This is a genomic window from Streptomyces sp. NPDC000151, from assembly GCF_040301705.1.
In the GTDB taxonomy this organism is placed as follows: Bacteria; Actinomycetota; Actinomycetes; order Streptomycetales; family Streptomycetaceae; genus Streptomyces.
The window spans coordinates 1-18653 of record NZ_JBEPFC010000142.1 but is presented as its reverse complement, the minus strand read 5'-3'; the positions used below and the strand labels follow the sequence as shown (position 1 = coordinate 18653).

16 protein-coding genes and 1 riboswitch are annotated in these 18653 nt (G+C 71.5%); of the genes, 9 read left to right on the top strand and 7 right to left on the bottom strand.

Going from position 1 to position 18653, the window contains the following annotated elements; genetic code table 11:
• Positions 1 to 432 (bottom strand): PspC domain-containing protein (locus ABT381_RS29025; protein WP_351599538.1); only part of this gene is annotated, 432 nt, incomplete at its 3' end.
• 157 nt (positions 433 to 589) lie between these two features.
• Between ABT381_RS29025 and ABT381_RS29020 the strand changes: the two genes are divergently transcribed.
• The 3 genes from ABT381_RS29020 (at position 590) to ABT381_RS29010 (ending at position 4501) form a co-directional block, all read left to right on the top strand.
• A complete protein-coding gene (locus ABT381_RS29020; protein ID WP_351599537.1) occupies positions 590 to 2365 on the top strand; it encodes a serine/threonine-protein kinase in 1776 nt (591 codons plus the stop codon).
• 109 nt (positions 2366 to 2474) lie between these two features.
• Complete coding sequence (locus tag ABT381_RS29015) at positions 2475 to 3800, top strand: PspC domain-containing protein (protein WP_351599536.1); 1326 nt, start codon at positions 2475 to 2477, stop codon at positions 3798 to 3800.
• Positions 3797 to 4501, top strand: a complete 705-nt coding sequence (locus ABT381_RS29010) for a LuxR C-terminal-related transcriptional regulator (protein WP_351599535.1) — start codon at positions 3797 to 3799, stop codon at positions 4499 to 4501. Before ABT381_RS29015 ends, ABT381_RS29010 begins: the two co-directional genes overlap by 4 nt.
• Here ABT381_RS29010 and ABT381_RS29005 read toward each other — a convergent pair.
• Positions 4467 to 4916: an ATP-binding protein gene (locus ABT381_RS29005; protein WP_351599534.1), complete on the bottom strand. Its 450-nt coding sequence runs from the start codon at positions 4914 to 4916 to the stop codon at positions 4467 to 4469. The two genes, ABT381_RS29010 and ABT381_RS29005, sit on opposite strands and share 35 nt — an antisense overlap.
• 102 nt (positions 4917 to 5018) lie before the next feature.
• On the opposite strand from ABT381_RS29005, the gene ABT381_RS29000 reads away from it, so the two are divergent.
• Both ABT381_RS29000 and ABT381_RS28995 read left to right on the top strand, forming a co-directional pair.
• Positions 5019 to 5813 (top strand): helix-turn-helix domain-containing protein, encoded by a 795-nt coding sequence (locus tag ABT381_RS29000; protein WP_351599533.1) that lies wholly within the window; start codon positions 5019 to 5021, stop codon positions 5811 to 5813.
• On the top strand, positions 5810 to 5995 hold the full coding sequence (locus ABT381_RS28995; protein ID WP_351599532.1) for a DUF397 domain-containing protein: 186 nt from the start codon (positions 5810 to 5812) through the stop codon (positions 5993 to 5995). The genes ABT381_RS29000 and ABT381_RS28995 overlap by 4 nt, the downstream gene beginning before the upstream one ends.
• Here the strand turns inward: ABT381_RS28995 and ABT381_RS28990 are convergent, their stop codons facing one another.
• Complete coding sequence (locus ABT381_RS28990) at positions 5996 to 6745, bottom strand: GNAT family N-acetyltransferase (RefSeq protein ID WP_351599541.1); 750 nt, start codon at positions 6743 to 6745, stop codon at positions 5996 to 5998. It abuts the gene before it with no gap.
• A 190-nt stretch (positions 6746 to 6935) separates the two neighbouring features.
• On the opposite strand from ABT381_RS28990, the gene ABT381_RS28985 reads away from it, so the two are divergent.
• Together ABT381_RS28985 and ABT381_RS28980 are read left to right on the top strand one after the other, a co-directional pair.
• Positions 6936 to 7754 carry an alpha/beta fold hydrolase gene (locus tag ABT381_RS28985; protein ID WP_351599531.1) on the top strand — a complete coding sequence of 273 codons (819 nt, stop codon included), beginning with the start codon at positions 6936 to 6938 and terminating at the stop codon, positions 7752 to 7754.
• 443 nt (positions 7755 to 8197) lie between these two features.
• Positions 8198 to 8551 (top strand): hypothetical protein, encoded by a 354-nt coding sequence (locus ABT381_RS28980; protein ID WP_030254273.1) that lies wholly within the window; start codon positions 8198 to 8200, stop codon positions 8549 to 8551.
• Between the two features lie 87 nt (positions 8552 to 8638).
• Here ABT381_RS28980 and ABT381_RS28975 read toward each other — a convergent pair whose 3' ends face one another.
• Complete coding sequence (locus ABT381_RS28975; RefSeq protein ID WP_351599530.1) at positions 8639 to 9820, bottom strand: C40 family peptidase; 1182 nt, start codon at positions 9818 to 9820, stop codon at positions 8639 to 8641.
• Positions 9821 to 9828: 8 nt separating this feature from the next.
• A riboswitch (cyclic di-AMP (ydaO/yuaA leader) is annotated at positions 9829 to 10008 on the bottom strand.
• Positions 10009 to 10299: 291 nt separating this feature from the next.
• Between ABT381_RS28975 and pcrA the strand changes: the two genes are divergently transcribed.
• Positions 10300 to 12774, top strand: a complete 2475-nt coding sequence (gene pcrA / locus ABT381_RS28970) for a DNA helicase PcrA (RefSeq protein WP_351599529.1) — start codon at positions 10300 to 10302, stop codon at positions 12772 to 12774.
• A gap of 77 nt (positions 12775 to 12851) precedes the next feature.
• Here the strand turns inward: pcrA and ABT381_RS28965 are convergent, their stop codons facing one another.
• The gene (locus ABT381_RS28965; RefSeq protein ID WP_351599540.1) at positions 12852 to 14480 is read right to left on the bottom strand and encodes a M23 family metallopeptidase; all 1629 of its coding nucleotides are present in this window, start codon (positions 14478 to 14480) and stop codon (positions 12852 to 12854) included.
• Positions 14481 to 14677: 197 nt separating this feature from the next.
• Positions 14678 to 15484 (bottom strand): alpha/beta hydrolase, encoded by an 807-nt coding sequence (locus ABT381_RS28960; protein WP_351599539.1) that lies wholly within the window; start codon positions 15482 to 15484, stop codon positions 14678 to 14680.
• A gap of 996 nt (positions 15485 to 16480) precedes the next feature.
• On the opposite strand from ABT381_RS28960, the gene icmB reads away from it, so the two are divergent.
• Positions 16481 to 16891 carry a coenzyme B12-dependent isobutyryl CoA mutase small subunit gene (gene icmB, locus ABT381_RS28955; protein WP_351599528.1) on the top strand — a complete coding sequence of 137 codons (411 nt, stop codon included), beginning with the start codon at positions 16481 to 16483 and terminating at the stop codon, positions 16889 to 16891.
• Between the two features lie 197 nt (positions 16892 to 17088).
• On the opposite strand, the gene ABT381_RS28950 is transcribed toward icmB, so the two are convergent.
• Positions 17089 to 18653, bottom strand: a 1565-nt coding sequence (locus ABT381_RS28950) for a DUF5691 domain-containing protein (protein ID WP_351599527.1), incomplete at its 5' end; no start/stop codon positions are given.

Genomic DNA, 18653 nt, shown 5'->3' with positions numbered 1-18653 from the left:
CCCGGCCCGCCGCTGCTTCGACCAGTACGCCGAGCCGGCCACCGCGAGCGCCAGCATGAGCGTGAACGCCAGGCCGCCGCCCCGGCCCAGTACCGACAGGAAGAGCCCGCAGCCGACCAGCGCGACGAGGACCGCGGTCAGCGCCGCGCCCTCGACCCGCCCGGACAGCAGCCGCCGCCCCTCGTTCTCGTCCTCGCCCTCCAGCGGGATCAGCAGCCAGGCGAAGCCGTACACGATGAGGCCGATGCCGCTGCTGACGGCCAGTACGGCGAGCACGATGCGGAAGATCACCGGATCCAGGTCCCAGTGCCGCCCCATGCCGCCGCACACCCCGGCCACCACCTTCTGCCGCCGGCTGCGCCGCAGTGGTGGCGGGGGCGGGGGCCCGGTGGTCTCGGCGGTCGCGCCATGCGACGGCGAAGCATCGTTCATGCGCCCATGGTGACAAGCGGAGGCGTCACCGGGCATCAGTGACAACCCTGGCCGGACCCTGAGATCCCGGACTCGGTGGCGACCGGCCGGTAACGGGTGTGGCTCTGTTGACTATCGTTGCTCTCTGACGGGTTACGGGGGAGCCGGAGGGCGTGCGGTGTCGGAGGCTGCGGTGGACGAGGGTCGGCTGGTCGCCGGGCGGTACCGCCTGCTCGAACGCATCGGCCAGGGCGGCATGGGCACCGTCTGGCGGGCGCACGACGAACTGCTGGGCCGCCAGGTCGCGGTCAAGCGCCTGCACGCCTCCTCGCTGCAGCTGGAGCCGGACGAACTGGCCACCCGTAACGAACGCACCCGCCGCGAGGCCCGGGCCGCGGCCCGCATCAACCACTCCAACGTCGTCGGCGTCCACGACGTCGTCGACGACGCGGGCCTGCCCTGCATCGTCATGGAGTACGTCCCCTCCGTGACCCTCGGGGACATCATCAAGGAGGCCGCGCTCTCCGGTGGCGGCGTGCCGCCCGATGAGGTCGCGCGGATCGGCCGCGGCATGATCGTCGCACTGCGCGCCGCGCACGCGGCCGGCGTCCTGCACCGCGACGTCAAGCCCGGCAACGTCCTGCTCGGCGACGACGGCCGGGTGGTGCTCACCGACTTCGGGATCGCGGTGGCCAGCGGCACGTCCACCCTCACCAAGACCGGCGAACTGGTCGGCTCCATCGACTACTTGGCGCCCGAGCGCGTCAAGGGCGGCACCCCAGGCCCCGCCTCCGACCTGTGGGCGCTGGGCGCGACGCTGTACCAGGCGGTCGAGGGCCGGCCGCCGTTCCGCAAGACCACCGCGGTCGAGACGGCGTACGCGATCGCCATGGACCCGCTGCTCCCGCCCCGCAACGCCGGGCCGCTCACCGGCCTCATCGAGGCGCTGCTCGCCAAGGAGCCGTCGGAGCGTCCGACGGCCGAGACCGTCGAGCGCACCCTGCGCGCGCCCGCCTCCGAGGCCGCGACGGAACTGCTGACGCCGGGCGGCTGGCGGGACACCGGGGACACCGGTACGAGTACGGGAACGGGCACGGGGACGGGTACGGGGCCGTTCGCGAGCACGAGTACGGGCGCGGGCACGGGGCCGTTCGCGAGCACGGGCACGGGCACTGGAACCGGCGCCAACGGCCTCCCCGCCCCCACCCCCACCCCCGCTCCCGTCCCGGTTCACGTCCCCACTCAGCGCGACACCGCCGCCACCAGCCGCGTCCCCGTGGGCGTGCCGGCGGCGCCCGCCCGCCGCCGGCGCCTGGGCGCCGTCCTGTGGGGCGCGCTGGCCTTCGTGGCCATGGGCGCGGTGGTGGCGGGCGTGCTGTACCTGCTGCAGGACGGCAGCGGGGTGAAGGGGATCCCCGGGATCTCCGACGACCCGGCCACGCCGTCCGCCTCCGCCTCCGGGGGCGGCGACGGCGAGGACGAGCAGAAGCCGCCGAAGGTCCCGGCGGGCTATCACCTCGTCACCGAGAAGGAGTTCGGCGTCTCCTTCCCCGTGCCGAACGGCTGGACCCGCCAGTACATGCCGGAGCGCAACGAGGTCGACTACCTGGCCCCCTCCGGTCTCGTCGGCCTGAAGGTCAGTGTGCTGAACTTCGCCAGTTCGAATCACGTCCGCCACTTCGAGCAGGTTGAGCAGCAGCTTCGGAGCAAGGCGCCGGGGTATGAGCGGCTGCGGCTGCAGGACACCCTGTTCCGGGGGCAGCCGGCGGCGATCTGGGAGTTCACCTTCAAGGGCCGGGTGCGCGACTTCCGCGCCATCGACCTCGGCTTCGGCAAGGAGGGCGAGGACGAGTACGCGATCTACCTGTCGGCGCCGAAGGACCAGTGGCCGAAGTTCCAGGACGTCTTCGAGGTGGCCCGGGACGGCTTCCGCGACAAGCAGTCGGGCAGCTGACGGGCCGGGGCCCTCCCCGCCAGGCCGGTGCCCTCTCCGCGACCGATCAGGGGACGATCAGGGTCGACCCTGATGCCCGGACGCCCGCCCCCGTGTGACGATCGGGAGCATGACGACCGCGCCGCCCCGTGCCGAGGGCCCCTACGCCCCGGCGCCCGACCCCGTGGAGCCGGCTCCGCGCCGCCTCTACCGCAGCGCCGACGGCCGGCTCCTGGGCGGCGTCGCCCGCGGCCTGGCCGGGCACCTGGGGCTGCCCGTCTCCTGGGTACGGATCGTCTTCCTCGCCCTCTTCGTGGCGCAGGGGATGGGCGCGCTCCTGTATGCCGCGTTCTGGTTCTTCGTTCCCCTGGGGGTCGGCGGCGTCGACGCCCAGCGGCACGCCGGGCGCATCCCGTACTCCCCGTACGCTCCCGCCGGCACCGCCCCCGAAGGCTGGCGCCGCCGCTTCCGCCGCCTCGACAAGGGCCAGATCTTCGCCCTGATCGCGCTGGTCGTCGGCGCGTCGGTGCTCGCCTCGCAGTTCCAGCTGGGCCGCGCCAACGCCTACTTCTGGCCGGCCCTGCTGATCGGCGCGGGCGTCGCCCTGGTCTGGCGGCAGGCCGACAACGCCCGCCGCGCCCAGTGGCTGGAGATCAGCCGCCGCAAGGGCGTGCTGCCCGTCGTACGCGGCGCGGCGGGCGTCCTCCTGGTCGGCATCGGCGTCACCGCCATCGTGGTCCTCCAGGGCTCGGTCCGGAACCTCGGCTCGGTACTGCAGGCCGCGCTCGCCGTCGTCGTCGGCATCGCGCTGCTGGCGGGCCCGTACCTGGTCCGCATGGGGCAGGACCTCTCCGAGGAGCGCCTGATGCGCATCCGCGCGCAGGAGCGGGCCGAGGTCGCGGCTCATGTCCACGATTCCGTACTGCACACCCTCACCCTCATCCAGCGCAGCGCCGACGACCCCCGGGAGGTGGCCCGCCTCGCCCGCGCGCAGGAGCGCGAGCTGCGGGCCTGGCTGTACAAGCCGGAGGGGCGCGGCAAGGAGGAGAACGAGGAGCCGGACCGCCTCGCGGACGCCGTGCGCAAGGCGGCGGCGGAGGTCGAGGATGCGCACGGCGTGCCGATCGAGGTCGTGGTCGTCGGCGACTGCGCGCTGGACGAGCGGCTGGGCGCCCAGTTGCAGGCCGCGCGCGAGGCGATGGTGAACGCGGCCAAGTACGGTGGCAGCGGCGGCGCGGTGCAGGTTTTCGCCGAGGTGGAGGGCCGGTCGGTGTTCGTGTCGGTACGCGACCGGGGGCCGGGCTTCGACCTGGACGCGGTGCCGGGTGACCGGATGGGTGTACGGGAGTCCATCATCGGGCGGATGCAGCGCAACGGCGGTACGGCGCGGCTGCGCTCGGCCCCGGACGGGGGGACGGAAGTGGAACTGGAAATGGAGAGGGCGGCCGCGGAATGAGTGCGACGGAAGCAGCACAGGGGAGCGGCGAGGGGGAGACCCGGCGCGCGCGGGTGGTCCTGGTCGACGACCACCGGATGTTCCGTACCGGCGTCCAGGCCGAGATCGGGCAGACGGACTCGACCGGTGTCGAGGTGGTCGGCGAGGCCGCGGACGTCGACCAGGCGGTCACGGTCATCACGGCCACGCGCCCCGAGGTGGTCCTGCTGGACGTGCACCTCCCCGGGGGCGGCGGCGTGGAGGTACTGCGCCGGTGCGCGCCTCTCATGGCCGACCCGGACCGCCCCGTCCGCTTCCTCGCGCTCTCCGTCTCGGACGCGGCCGAGGACGTCATCGGCGTCATCCGAGGCGGCGCGCGCGGCTATGTCACGAAGACGATCACCGGCACGGACCTCGTCGACGCGATCTTCCGCGTCAAGGACGGCGACGCGGTGTTCTCGCCCCGCCTGGCCGGTTTCGTCCTCGACGCGTTCGCCAACACGGACGCGCCGCCGGTCGACGAGGACCTGGACCGCCTCACGCAGCGCGAACGCGAGGTGCTGCGTTTGATCGCGCGCGGCTATGCGTACAAGGAGATCGCCAAGCAGCTCTTCATCTCCGTCAAGACGGTCGAGTCCCACGTCTCGGCGGTCCTCCGCAAGCTCCAGCTCTCCAACCGTCACGAGCTCACCCGCTGGGCAACGGCCCGCCGCCTGATCTGACTTCGTCAGAGGGCAGCCGGAGTTCGCACCACACGGTCTTGCCGATGCGGTACGGGCGGGGCTCGGTGCCCCACGCGTCCGCGAGTGCCTCGACGAGGGCGAGGCCGCGGCCCGACTCGTCGCCGAGCCCGGCGGCCCGTGGCACGGGCGCGGCGCGGCTCGCGTCCGCGACCTCGATCCGGAGCCGGTTGCCGCGCACGAGCGCGCGGGCCCGCAACTCCCGCCCGGGCGAGACGCGCGCGTGCCGGCAGGCGTTGGTCATCAGCTCGCTGAGCAACAGCACGGCGGTGACGGCGATTTCATCGGGAACCTTCCACGACCGCGCCTGTGCGGCGAGCAGTGTACGCGCCCTCCCGACACTCCGCGCGGTACGCGGCAAACGCCACTCGATGTCTTGAGGTGTTCCGTCGGTCATGCACAGAGCGTGACCGCTCGGTAATAGCCTGAGAAGTGACGGATCGGGTACGGCCGCGATGGTCACCTGAGGTACCCGACCGGTACCCGGAGGATGAACGCGATGACGGATGCGTGGCGGTACTGCGGTAACCAGATCAAGCTATGGCGCGGCCATGCAGGCGTCACGCGCGAGCAGTTGTGCGAGGCGTCCGATTACGCCTACGAGTCGGTCAAGTCCATGGAGCAGGGCCGACGGCGACCGACGGTCAAGCTTCTCCAGGCTGCGGACGAAATGTGTGAGGCACACGGGCTACTGCTGGCGGCGCGGGACTACCTGAAACCGGAGCCCTACCCCACCCGCTCGCACGAGTACATGGCGCTGGAAGCCGAGGCGATCGCGCTGCACTGGTACGAACCGCTGCTCATTCCGGGGCTGTTGCAGACGGAAGAGTACGCCCGCGCGCTCATCGGCGGGCACTGTCCACCACTGGACGACGAAACAGTTGACGAGCGTGTCGCGGCTCGGCTGCGCCGCCAGGAGGCGTTGACGCGGCGTCCGAATGTCGTCTACGCGTTCGTCGTGTACGAGGCTGCGCTTCGTACTGGGGTGGGCGGGCGGGAGGGCATGCGACGGCAGCTGGAATCCCTGCTCAAGCTGGGCGAACTGCGGAACGTCTCGATCCAGGTGCTTCCCGCCGGAAGGTGCGCAGGGTTGTCGCTGGCCGGGAACTTGGTACTTCTCGAAACGGCTGGCCACGAGCACTATGCCTTTGCCGAAGGCCAGCAGACGAGCGTGCTCCACGGCGACGCCGACAAGGTGAGTGTGCTCCGGCAGGTGCATGGCATGATCCGCACGGAAGCCCTCGGCATCGAGGAGTCGGCTGCGTTCATCAGGAAGGTGGCGGAAGAGCTATGAGTGACCGTCTCACGTGGTTCAAGTCCAGTTACAGCGACAGCGAGGGTTCTGCTTGCGTCGAGGTCGCCGAACACGCGGCACGCGTATACGTGCGGGACAGCAAGGAGCCGGACGGGCCCCGTCTGGCGATAGCCCCATCGGCCTGGGCGGCGTTTGTCGGGTACGCCGCCGTGGGCGGATAGTCACCGCGTCCCCCGTCTGCGGAGCACTGCCGTGGTCACTGGGGAGTGGAGCTCCCAGCCCATCGCCCGGTACAGGGACAGGCCGTCGTCCCGGGCCACCAGGAGCCCCTGCGTGGCCCCCCGCTGCGCGGCGCGCGCTGCCAGGGCCGTCATCACGACGCGGCCCAGGCCCTGGCGGCGGTGCGCCGGGTCCGTACGCACGCGGTCGAAGACCGCCACCGTGCCGGCCAGAGCGACGCGGCCGCCCGCGGCGACCTCGCCCGTCGCGCTGAAGGCGCGCGCGTCGACGAGGTCGCCCTGGGCGACCGTCTCGACGACGTATCCGCCGGGCAGCACGGCCGGATCCGGCGGCGGCGCGGGCGCGGCCCCCGGCACGAGCCCGTCCCGCAGCCCGTCGGGCACCTCGCCGCGCTTCCCGATGCGCACCGCGCGCCCCAGGGGGGCGGTCATCAGGTATTCCGGGGCCTGGAAGTCCCAGGACGCCGGCAGCGCGGGCTCGACGACCGAGCGGGGTGCGCAGACCTTCAGCCACAGGCCCGGCGTGATGAGCGCGGCGGACAGCCGGCGCAGCACGCCGGGGTCGGCCGCGGGCAGGACGTACCGCGCGACCTGGTCCGTGCGGCCGACGGCTATCCGGAAGCCGCCCGGTACCGCGACCGCGCCGTCCGTGCCGCGCGAACGTACCCAGCCGTCCACCCAAGCGCGTACGACCTCCGGCCGTGCCACAGGCACGCGGTGGTGCTCGGTCATTGTGTCCACGGACCCGATCGTATTGCGAGAGCTTCGCAATAGTGACGATGGAATTCGGCCTCCTTGCATAACGCTGCGGGGGCCACCCGAATCCTTGGAAAATCAGGCTACTTGAGAGAGGTCAAGGGCCGTGCGGGTACATATCGGTGATGGTGTTCGGCTCTACTTCGATGTGGAGGGAGCCCAACTGGTGACGGACGGCCCGGACATGGCCGAACGGCCGACGATCGTGCTGCTCCACGGGGGGCCGGGAGCGGATCACACCCTGTTCAAGCCGGAGTTTTCCGCCGCGGCCGGTTTCGCTCAGGTCATCTACCTGGATCAGCGCGGAAGTGGTCGTTCCGTGCGCAGTGGGCCGCTGCAGTGGACGTGGGAGCGGTGGGCGGACGACGCGATCGACTTCTGCGACGCGCTGGAGATCGAACGGCCCGTTCTCGTCGGTACGTCCAGCGGCGGCTGGGTCGCGCTGCTGGCGGCCATCCGGCACCCCGACCGGTTCGCGGGGCTGGTGCTGGACAGCGTGATGCCCGGCGACACGTACGAACGGCTGGAGATGTTCGAACGGCTGGGAGGGGCCGAGGCCCGGGACGTCGCGCTGCGCTACTGGGCGGGCGACACGGGCGACGAGATGACCGACGCGTGGGAGCGGATCTGCCTGCCGCTGTACTCGCAGCAGCCGGGCGGGGACCCGGCCGGCCCGGACCGGCTGCGCCGGGTGCGCTGGAACGACGATGTGCTGGACCACTTCCGGATGGTGCTGGCGCGGGAGTTCGACCCTTGGCGCGGGCTGGACCGGCTCGCGTGCCGGACGATGATATTGGCGGGGGAGCAGGACCCGGTGGCGACCGCGTCGGCGGCCCGCCGCTTCGCGCACCGGCTGAGTCATACGGACGTACGGCTGCACGTACTGGCCAAGGCGGGGCACGGCGTCTTCCGGGAGGCGCCGCGGCGGGCGATGGACCTGCTGCGGGACTTCGTGGTGAGCGGCCATGTACCGCGGCTGCATTGAATTCCGACCGTACGGTCGGAATTCCGTGGCGGAATTGATTGATGACTGGATCGTTTTTCGTTACTGGTGTGGCGCCAGTTATCCCGTGTTTCTCCTCGCGACAGCAAAGCACAGGGGAGCGGTACGGGGGCGGTACGGCGGCGGTCCGTAACAAGGGGGAGCGGGCCGCCGCCGTACCTCGGCGGGGGCGGCCGACGGCCGTCGGGGCGGATCCGACGGCGATGGGGAGCCGACCGCCTGGGTGAGGACGCTAAACCTGCCGGCGGGCATGAGGCGGGGCAATGCCGGTATTTGTCCATTCCGCTGCCATGGATTGCTCGCTTTCGGCCACGGGGTGACGGATACCGGCAGGTGCCGACCGGTGGCGGGCCGGTGGTGGGCCGGGGCAGCGACGGCAGCCCTGCCCGAGGGCCGGGCCGGGGGCGGGGCTACGATCGACCACTATGGACGTAGTGATCAATGTGTTCGTCGCGCTGCACATCATCGGCATCGCTTCGCTGCTCGGCGGCTTCCTCACGCAGATGAAGGCGATGGGCGCGGGCACCGCCCGCTTCGTGCCCGCGATGCTGCACGGCGCGATCACGATGCTGGTGACCGGCGTCATCCTGGTCGGCCTGAACCAGATGCAGGACTACTCGGTCAACAACATCAAGATCGGCGTCAAGCTCGCCGTCCTGATCGTGATCCTGGGCCTGGTCTACGTGAAGCGTGACGAGGAGAAGGTGGAGAAGCCGCTCTTCGGGCTCGTCGGCCTGCTCACGGTCGTCAACATCTTCATCGCGCTGCTCTGGACCTGAGCCGCCCCACCTTCGGCGCGACGAACCGCGCGACTGCCTCGTTCTCCGGGGCGGTCGCGCGGTTCGTCGTTTCCGGGCATGTGCCGCTCAGGCCGGCCGTACGCTCCCGTAGATCGGCATGTAGTAGATCGACTCCACGCGGACGCTCGCGCCCGGCTTCGGCGCGTGGATCATCTTGCCGTCGCCGATGTACATCCCGACGTGGCTGATGTCGTCGTAGAAGAACACCAGGTCACCGGGGTGAAGGTCCTTCGTCGCGACCCGCGTGCCGGTCTTCACCTGGTCCCAGGTCGTCCGCGGCAGCGAGACGCCCGCCGCCTTCCACGCCGCCTGGGTCAGCCCTGAGCAGTCGTACGACGTGGGGCCGGTCGCGCCCCACACGTACGGCTTGCCCAGCTGCGCGCGGGCGAAGGTGAGCGCCTTCTCCGCCTTGGTTGCGTACGCACCATCGGGCACCCCGGAGCCCGACCCCGTACCGGACCCGGTATCACCCCCGGAGCCGGTCCCGGACCCGCCGTCCGTACCGCCCGATCCGTCGTCCTGGTGCTCCCGCTGCTCGCGCTCGGCCTGCTCCCGCGCCAGCCGCTCGGCCTTGCGCTGCGCCTCGGCCTTCTTCTTGCGGTCCAGCTCCGCCAGCCGCGCCTTCTCCTGCGCGGTCAGCCGGGACAGCAGCTGCCGGGCCTCGGTCAGCTTGTCCTGGACGTCCCGCTTGGACGTCTTCAGTGACTCCTGGGACTTCTGCAGCTCCTCCAGGCTCCGGGTCGCCTGCGCCCGCTTGCGCGCGGCCTGCGCCTGCTGGTCCTGGTAGTCGGCGACCGCCTCCTGCTGGCGGCCGGTGAGCCGCTCCATCAGGTGGTTGCGGTCCACGAACTGCTGCGGGTCCCGGGCCAGCATCAGCTGGGCGGTCGGGCTCAGCCCGCCGGAGCGGTACTGCGCGGAGGCGAAGGTGCCCAGCTCGCGCCGGGCCTCGTTCATCTTCTCGGTCCGCTGGGCCGCGGCCTCGCGCAGCCCGTCCACCTTCTCGCGCTGCGTGCCGGCGCGCTCCTTGGCGGCGTTGTACTTCTGGGTGGCGACCTCGGCCTGCCGGTACAGGCCGTCGACCTTCTTCTTGACCTCTTCTATGGAGGGCTTGGGGTTTCTGGGTGCCGCGTCCGCGCTCTGGGTGAGCAGCGTGACGGAGGCGAGCGCCGCGGTGGTGAGCCCGGCCGCCGTACGGCGGTGCGCGGGCACGGCGAGGATGCGGGTGCGCGGCTTGCGATGAGACGCCAAGGCCGGCGACTCCTTCCGTGGACCGCCTACCGGGTTAGCTGTCGGGTTCGGGCGCGTGCCGCATCGCTGCGGCCGTACTACGGAAGGTGCCCTACGGCCGTACGGATCGCTCCGTGCCGGCCGATTCACCCCGGTCGTGCGTGTGGGTCCCCGGCTCCGGCCCGCCCTGGGTGCGGCGGTACGGACTCGGCGGGGCGGCCCGTGCCGGCGCTTTCGCCGGGCGGTGGGGCGGGCTGCCCGGTCGGCACGGTAGCCAACTCGTGTGACTTCTGTGAAGGCTGATGTTCGATATGCCCGAAACCTTTTCGTGATCTCGTCGTGTCCGGGTCGATGCCGGACCGGTTCCGACCACGCACTGTCCGGTGCCGTTCTCTGCCCGTGACCGCCCGCCTCGTGCCGTATTCTCCGCACCCCCGTAATCCCCGGAATTTCGCGGCCGGGGCCGGGTTGTCGGTGGGGCGGCCTAGACTCGGTGGGCGATGAGCAGCCTCTTTGACGACAGCTTCCTGGCGGACCTCGATTCCAAGGACGAGGAGCCGCCGCCTCCCGAGGACGAGGACCGTCCGGCAGCGGAGGAGGTGCCGCACGACCTCTTCGGCGGCCGCTTCGACGCGCCCGTGCAGCGGGACGCGTACTACCGCGACGGCGCCGCCCGCCCCGCAGTGGACCCGGCCGCGCTGCTGGAGGGGCTGAACGACGAGCAGAAGGCCGCCGTCGTGCACACGGGCGCGCCGCTGCTCATCGTCGCGGGCGCCGGCTCCGGCAAGACCCGCGTCCTCACGCACCGCATCGCGCATCTGCTCGGCGCGCGCGGCGTCCACCCCGGCCAGGTCCTCGCGATCACGTTCACGAACAAGGCCGCGGGCGAGATGAAGGAGCGCGTGGAGGAGCTGGTCGGCCCGCGCGCCAACGCCATGTGGGTGTCCACCTTCCACAGCGCCTGCGTGCGCATCCTGCGCCGCGAGTCCAAGAAGCTGGGCTTCACGTCGTCGTTCTCGATCTACGACGCCGCCGACTCCAAGCGCCTGATGGCCCTGGTCTGCCGCGACCTGGACCTCGACCCCAAGCGCTTCCCGCCCAAGTCCTTCAGCGCCAAGGTCTCCAATCTCAAGAACGAGCTCATCGATCACGAGGACTTCGCCGGGACGGCCGCCGACGGCTTCGAGAAGACCCTCGCCGAGGCGTATGCGATGTACCAGGCGCGGCTGCGCGAGGCCAACGCCCTGGACTTCGACGACATCATCATGACGACGGTGAATCTGCTGCAGGCGTTCCCGGACGTCGCGGACCACTACCGCCGCCGCTTCCGGCACGTGCTGGTCGACGAGTACCAGGACACGAACCACGCCCAGTACACCCTCGTGCGCGAGCTGGTAGGCCCCGGGACGCCCGAGGTGCCCGCCGCCGAGCTGTGCGTCGTGGGCGACGCCGACCAGTCGATCTACGCCTTCCGCGGCGCCACGATCAGGAACATCCTCCAGTTCGAGGAGGACTACCCGAACGCGACCACGATCCTGCTGGAGCAGAACTACCGCTCCACGCAGACGATCCTCTCGGCCGCCAACGCCGTCATCGAGCGCAACGAGAACCGCCGCCCGAAGAACCTCTGGACGGACGCCGGCACGGGCCCGAAGATCACCGGCTATGTCGCCGACACCGAGCACGACGAGGCGCAGTTCGTCGCCGACGAGATCGACCGGCTGACGGACGCGGGCGAGACCAGGGCCGGCGACGTCGCGATCTTCTATCGTACGAACGCCCAGTCCCGTGTCTTCGAGGAAGTCTTCATCCGGGTCGGGCTGCCGTACAAGGTCGTCGGCGGCGTGCGCTTCTACGAGCGCAAGGAGGTCCGGGACGTCCTCGCGTACCTGCGCGTGCTGTCCAACCCCGAGGACACCGTCCCGCTCCGCCGCATCCTGAACGTGCCGAAGCGTGGCATCGGCGACCGCGCCGAAGCGATGATCGACGCCCTCTCGGCCCGCGAGAAGATCACCTTCCCGCAGGCGCTGCGCCGCGTCGACGAGGCGTACGGCATGGCCGCGCGCTCTGCGAACGCCGTCAAGCGCTTCAACACGCTCATGGAGGAGCTGCGGACCATCGTCGAGTCCGGCGCAGGGCCCGCGACCGTCCTGGAGGCCGTCCTGGAGCGCACGGGCTATCTGGCCGAGCTCCAGACGTCCACGGACCCGCAGGACGAGACCCGCATCGAGAACCTCCAGGAGCTGGCCGCGGTCGCCCTCGAATTCGAGCAGGACCGCGACGAGGCCAACCCTGGCACCCTCTCCGACTTCCTGGAGCAGGTCGCCCTGGTCGCCGACTCCGACCAGATCCCCGACGAGGACGAGGAGGGCACGGGCGTCATCACGCTCATGACCCTGCACACCGCGAAGGGTCTGGAGTTCCCGACCGTCTTCCTGACCGGCATGGAGGACGGCGTCTTCCCGCACATGCGCGCGCTCGGCCAGACCAAGGAGCTGGAGGAGGAGCGGCGGCTGGCGTACGTCGGCATCACGCGCGCCCAGGAGCGCCTGTACCTCACCCGCTCCACGATGCGCAGCGCCTGGGGCCAGCCCCAGTACAACCCGCAGTCCCGCTTCCTGGAGGAGATCCCGGACGAGTACGTCGAGTGGAAGCGGACCGGGCCCGCGACGCCCTCCGCCTCCATGGGCGGGCTGTCCTCCGGCTCCTCCGGCCTGTCCGGCGGCTTCGGGGCCTCGTCCTCGGTGTCCTCCTCGCGGAGCAAGGCGGGCCCGAGCGGCTTCGCGACCCGGCGGGCGAAGGACCGCCCGGTGGTCGCGCTGACGATCGGCGACCGCGTCACGCACGACAGCTTCGGGCTGGGCACGGTCGTCGGGGTCAAGGGCAGCGGCGACAACGCCGAGGCCACGATCGACTTCGGCGGCGAGAAGCCGAAGCGGCTGCTGCTGCGGTATGCGCCGGTGGAGAAGCTGTAACCGGTGGGGAAGCTGTAGTCGTACGCCGACGGCCCGGAACCCTCAGCAGGGTTCCGGGCCGTCGGCGTACTCGCGGCTCAGTTCGGGTTGATGCCCTTGGAGCGCAGCCAGGGCAGCGGGTCTATCGCGTCGCCGCCGTTGGGGTGCACCTCGAAGTGCAGGTGCGGGCCGGTGGAGTTGCCGGAGTTGCCGGAGTACGCGATGACGTCGCCGGCCTTGACCGTGCCCGAGCGGATCTTCGCGCTGCTCAGGTGGCAGTACCAGGTCTCGGTGCCGTCCGGCGCGGTGATCTCCACCATGTTGCCGTAGGCGGGGTTCCACTTGGTGACGACGGTGCCGTCGGTCGCGGCCATCACGGGCGTGCCGTAACTGACCGGGAAGTCGATGCCGGAGTGCAGCGACATCCAGTTGACGCCGGCCTGCCCGAAGAGCGCGCTCAGCCCGTGCTGCTTGACCGGCAGCGCGAACTTCGGCCGCAGTGCCTCCTTGCGCGCCGCCTCCTCCGCCCGCTTCTTCTTCTCGGCGGCCTCGCGGGCCTGCAGGTCGAGACGTTCCTGCGTACGACTGGCACGGTCGGCGAAGTCGTTCGCGTCCGCGCTCAGGCTGGAGAGCTGGGAGTCCAGCTTGTTGTTCGCGGCCGACGGCTTCACCGCCGAGGCGTCCGAAGCGGCCTGTACGGCGGTGTCCTCGTCCTTGTCGGTCGCACCGGAGACGGAGGCGGCGGCCACGGCGCACACGCCCATGGCGGCCACGGACGGCACGGCGACGGTGAGCAGCGCGGACTTCTTCGGCGTACGCCGCCGGCCCCGGCCGCCGCCACTCCCGTGCCCGTCCCGCCGGGCGGCCCGACGGCCACCGGGAGCGGCTGCGGGAGCGCCTTCGGGCGCGGCTTCGGGGGAGAGGGTGGGGGTGGGGATGATCGCGGTGACGGCGGAGTGGAGATCGCCGTCGGCGGCGTCGGTCCCGGCGCCCGCCTCGGCCAGGTCGTCGGCGGAGAAGACGGCGGTGGACTCGGCAGCGGCTTCGTAGTGGCCGGTGTCGAACTGACCGGTGTCGAATTGACCGGTGTCGTACTGACCGGTGTCGTACTGGCCGCTGTCGAAGGAGCCGGTCCCGAACTGCGTCGCTTCGAACTGACCTGTCTGGAACTGACCCGTCTCGAATTGGCCCGTCTCGAACTGCGCGCCCTGGTAGGCGGTGTCGTACGCGCCGGTCTCGTACGTCCCGGTGTCGTACGCACCGCTCACGTCGTACGTTCCGGTGTCGTACGTGCCCACGGTGTTGTACGTCCCCGTGGTGTCGTACGTGCCGGTGGTGTCGTGCGAAGGGTAGGCATACGGGTCGTGCGCACCGCTCACGTCATACGTACCGGTGTTATACGTGCCAGTGGTGTCATACGTGCCGGTGTCGTACGTCCCGCCGCCGTAGGTCACCGTGCCATAGGCACCGGTGTCGTACGCGGTCGCTCCGTAGGCGTCGTACGCACCGCTCACGTCGTACGTTCCGGTGTCATACGTACCGGTGTCGTAGGTACCGGCGGCGTACGCGCCGGTGTCGTACGTGCCGGTGGTGTACCCGTCGTACGTGGCGTAACCGAGCTGGGCGTCCTGCTGCCCGTGCGGCTCGTAACCGGGCTGGGACCCGTACGAGGCGTCAGGAGCGGAGCCGGTCGGGTCTGGGTTCCCCGACGGGTGACGGTCGTTCACCACCAACTTCTCTTTCGCCTCGGCAGCAGGAGAATTAGCGGCGACTGTACCCGGCGGTATGCGACGGCGACAATCTTCCGTAGGTTTCGGGCCCTTCCAGACCGGGCATTTGGCCGTCTTTCGGAGGACGCCCGGCATGTTCTTGGCGCCACGTTCGATGAATGTTCGAGATCGATTGGCGTAGCCGTCGTGCTCGGTCAGGCGACGGACGCCTGGTCGGACGCGGCCTCGTCCGCCACGTCGCCGGGATTCTCCGACTGCGCCGGATTCGTCGGATCAGCCGAGGCCAGCGCCTCGCGGATGCCGGCCGCGACCGTGCCGTTGACCGGAAAGGCCAGATGTCCGACACCGGAGACATGGATGTTCCGGCTCCGCAGATCGGCATGATTGATCTGTGCCGTCTCGGTCGGAACCATCATCTGATCGAGATCGCTCCAGAAACAGACGAAAGACGTCCGGCAATTCGGCGCGGGCCGGGCCAACTCCTTGATCACGTCGGAATCCGGCCGCATCTGCCGCACGAGCGGATGCGCGGGCAGCAGCGAGGCGAGCCGGGTGCCGCCGTGCGGGGTGCCGAGCGTGACCAGCGTCCGGATCCGCGCGTCCCCTCCCAGCCGCTGCACGTAGTACCGCGCGATCAGCCCGCCGAGGCTGTGCCCCACCAGGTCGATGCGCCGGTGCCCGGTGCGTTCGCAGACGTCTTCCACGTGCCGGCCGAGCAGCTCGGCGGCCTTGCGTATGTCGCAGGTGAGAGGGGAGTAGTTGAGCGCCTCGAGGTGGCACCAGCCGTGCCGGCGCAGCGAGCGGCGCAGCAGTACGAAGACGGAACGGTTGTCGATGAAGCCGTGCAGCAGGAGCACCGGCGGATGCGACCGGCCCTCGGTCGGCAGCATGGCGGGCGCGGGCAGCGTCTCCGCCTCGGTGTCCGCCGTGGCCTGCGACCACGCATTCGATCTTGTGCCGCTCGCCCCGGCGTGCGCCCCTGCTTTCGGCTCAGCCTTCACGCCGGCATTGGCCGTGGCGGTCTTCGCCCCGGCGGTCTTCGTCCCGGAGTTCGTTGTTGTGGCTTTCGCCGTGGTGGCTGTCGGCCCGGTCTTCGTACGTGCGGACGGCGGCCGTCCGGCATCGCGTACCGCCTCGACGGCCGAGTCTCCGGCCGAGTCGGCGGGCGAGCCTGGGGCCGAGTCGGCGGGCGAGCCTCCGGTCGCGTCGGCGGGCGAGCCTGCGGTCGAGTTCTCGGCCGAGTTCGCGGCCGCACGCGCGCGGGCTGCCGCTGCCGCGGCCTGCTCCTGCGAGACGCCCATGGGGTACAGCAGCAGGTGCCCGGCGAGCACCGCCAGTTCCCAGGCCGTGACGCGCAGCATGGCGGCGGAGGGGCGGATCAGACAGCAGAGAAAGGGCAGGGCCTTCATCGGCCGACCTCCCGAACGGCACGCGAAGGACGCCTCTGTCCCCCGTCATGCCCTCATGGGGAGCCGTTGGGTGCGTACACGGCCCCCGTACACCGTGCTCGCCGATGACGTTGCGGTACCGGCGCGGACCGCCGACGGTGTCACCCGACGCGGATCCCGCGGCTGCTGCGCCTGCCGTACGTGCCGGCCATGCTGTCCGTTCCGTCTCTCCCGGCCGGCCTGTCCGTACGTGACGCGGTACCTCTTCCCCGCACACCGTGCGTGTGCATGGGGGCCTGTACGTACCCGGAATGCGCACTGCCGTGTCGCGCGGCTACGACGCGGCGGTGCGGCAATCTGCTGCGGCTCCCTGCGCCGCCCCGCAGACGCCCCCGCCGCCTTGCGGCGGCGGAGGTGATGCGGCGTACGACGCGTAGCGAACGTGTCCCACGTGTGATTTCCCCCTCCCTCCATGTCGCGAAACGGCTCCGTACGCGATGCTGGGGATAACGTTCGTTCACGCTGGCGGCCGCCCAGGCGGCCGCATATTCGGTTGTCGGCTCGACGGCGCTGGTCAAGGCCGGTGCCGCGCTTGGCTTGGAGGCAGTGATGGGTGTGACCGGTCCGATCCGTGTGGTGGTGGCCAAGCCGGGACTCGACGGCCACGACCGTGGTGCCAAGGTCATCGCGCGGGCCCTGCGGGACGCGGGCATGGAGGTCATCTACACCGGGCTCCATCAGACCCCGGAGCAGATCGTCGACACCGCGATCCAGGAGGACGCCGACGCGATCGGCCTCTCGATCCTCTCGGGGGCGCACAACACCCTCTTCGCGCGGGTGATCGAGCTGCTCAAGGAGCGCGACGCGGAGGACATCAAGGTCTTCGGCGGCGGCATCATCCCGGAGGCCGACATCGCGCCGCTCAAGAAGCAGGGTGTCGCCGAGATCTTCACCCCGGGCGCCACGACGGCCTCCATCGTCGAGTGGGTGAACGCCAACGTCCGCCAGCTGACGGCCTGAGCGAGCCGCCTCTCGTCCCGGCACTGGCCCCGGCACTGGCCCTGGCACTGGCCCCGGGCTGCGGGTCGGCCCCGCCCCTGGCCCCGGGCTCGGCCCCGTACCTGGCCCCGGGCCCGGCCCTGGCCTCGTCCCGGGCGCGGGGCACCCCCGCGCCCGAGGACCCGCCCGAGCCCCCGTCCGGCGGCCTGCCCGGGGGCTCACGGCCCCGCTCCGGCGTGCCCGGAACCCGCCCCGGCGCGCGGGGTGTCCCTCCCGGCGAGCTCCGTGAGCTCGGTCAGTTCGGCGTGCATCGTGGCGCGGAGCCGGAGGGTGCCGACCAGGCGCTGGAAGGCTTCGGACCAGTAGCCGTCCGCGCCGGGCGAGCCGTCCTCCGGTTCGCCGCCCTGGGCCGTGAGCATGTCGAGCCGGTCCGCCGCTGCCGGGTCCAGACACCGCTCGGCCAGCCCCATCACCCCGCTGAAGCTCCACGGATAGCTGCCGGCGTCCCGCGCGATGTCCAGCGCGTCGACCACCGCCCGGCCGAGCGGCTCGGTCCACGGCACGGCGCACACCCCCAGCAGCCGGAACGCGTCCGACAGCCCGTGCGACGCGACGAACTGCGCCACCCACGCCGCGCGTTCCCCCGCGGGCAGTACTCCCAGCAGCTTCGCCGCATCCCGCGACGACCCGGCCTCCCCACCGGATGCGGCGCTGCCAGAACCCCCACTGCCCAAAGCCCCACTCCCCGAAGCACCACTGCCGGCAGCGCCACTGCCGGAAGCGCCACTGCCCGGGGGGCCCAGGAGGGCCCGTGCCCAGGCGGCGTCGCGCTGGCGCACCGCCGCCCGGCACCAGGCGTCGTGCACCTCCGTACGCCGCCCGTCCGCCACCGGCAGCGCGACGATCTCCTCCGGGCCGCGGCCCTCCAGTAGCCCCGACCACACCCCGAGCGGCGTCGCCTCGAGCAACTGGCTCATCCACCACGCCCGTTCGCCCCGGCCGGCCGGGGCCTTCGCCACCACCCCGTCCCGCTCCATCCCCGCATCGCACGCCCGCGGCGGCGTTACGAGGATGACCGGCCCCGGTCCCGCAGCCGGCCGATCTCCGTCCGTGCCCTCGTACTCGACACCCTCGCCGAGCCGGACGCAGGCCGTGGCGCGTTCGGCCATGCGGGATGCGAGGGCGGACTCCGGCAGGGCGGAGAGCAGTTCGGCCGCTGTCGCCCGGACGTTACGGCTGCGGTCGGACAGCGCCTTTTCCAGGAACGGCTCGTCGGCCGGCGACAGTCCTTCGCGGAGCGAGTCCAGGAACATCAGCCGGTCCTCGGCCCGTTCGGTGGACCACGTGCCCGCGAGCAGCGTCAGGCCCGCCGCCGGATCGAGCCGGCGGGTCGCCGACAGCAGCGCGACCCGCTCCGCGAACAGTCCCTCCTCCCAAAGGCGTTGGCTCGCCGCGTGGTCCTGTCGCGCCGGCAGTGCCGCCGCGCCACCGATCCCGCGCAGCGCGAACTTCCAGTCGTCGTTCAGCCGCGCCAGCCACAGCGCCCGGGGCCCGGCCAGCGCGAGCGCGGCGGGCCGCAGGTCCGTACGGGCCCGTGCCGCGTCCAGCAGGGCCGGCAGCAGTGCGGCGGGCGCGCGGTACCCCCGCTCCCCGGCCGTCGCGAGCCACTGCGGCAGCAGCTCCGTCAGGTCGGGTGCCGCGCCGCGTCGGTTGCCGGGGTGTCCGCCCCGGTCGGCCAGCAGCAGCGCGAGCCTGCGCCGCGCCGCGTCCGGCAGCTCGGGAC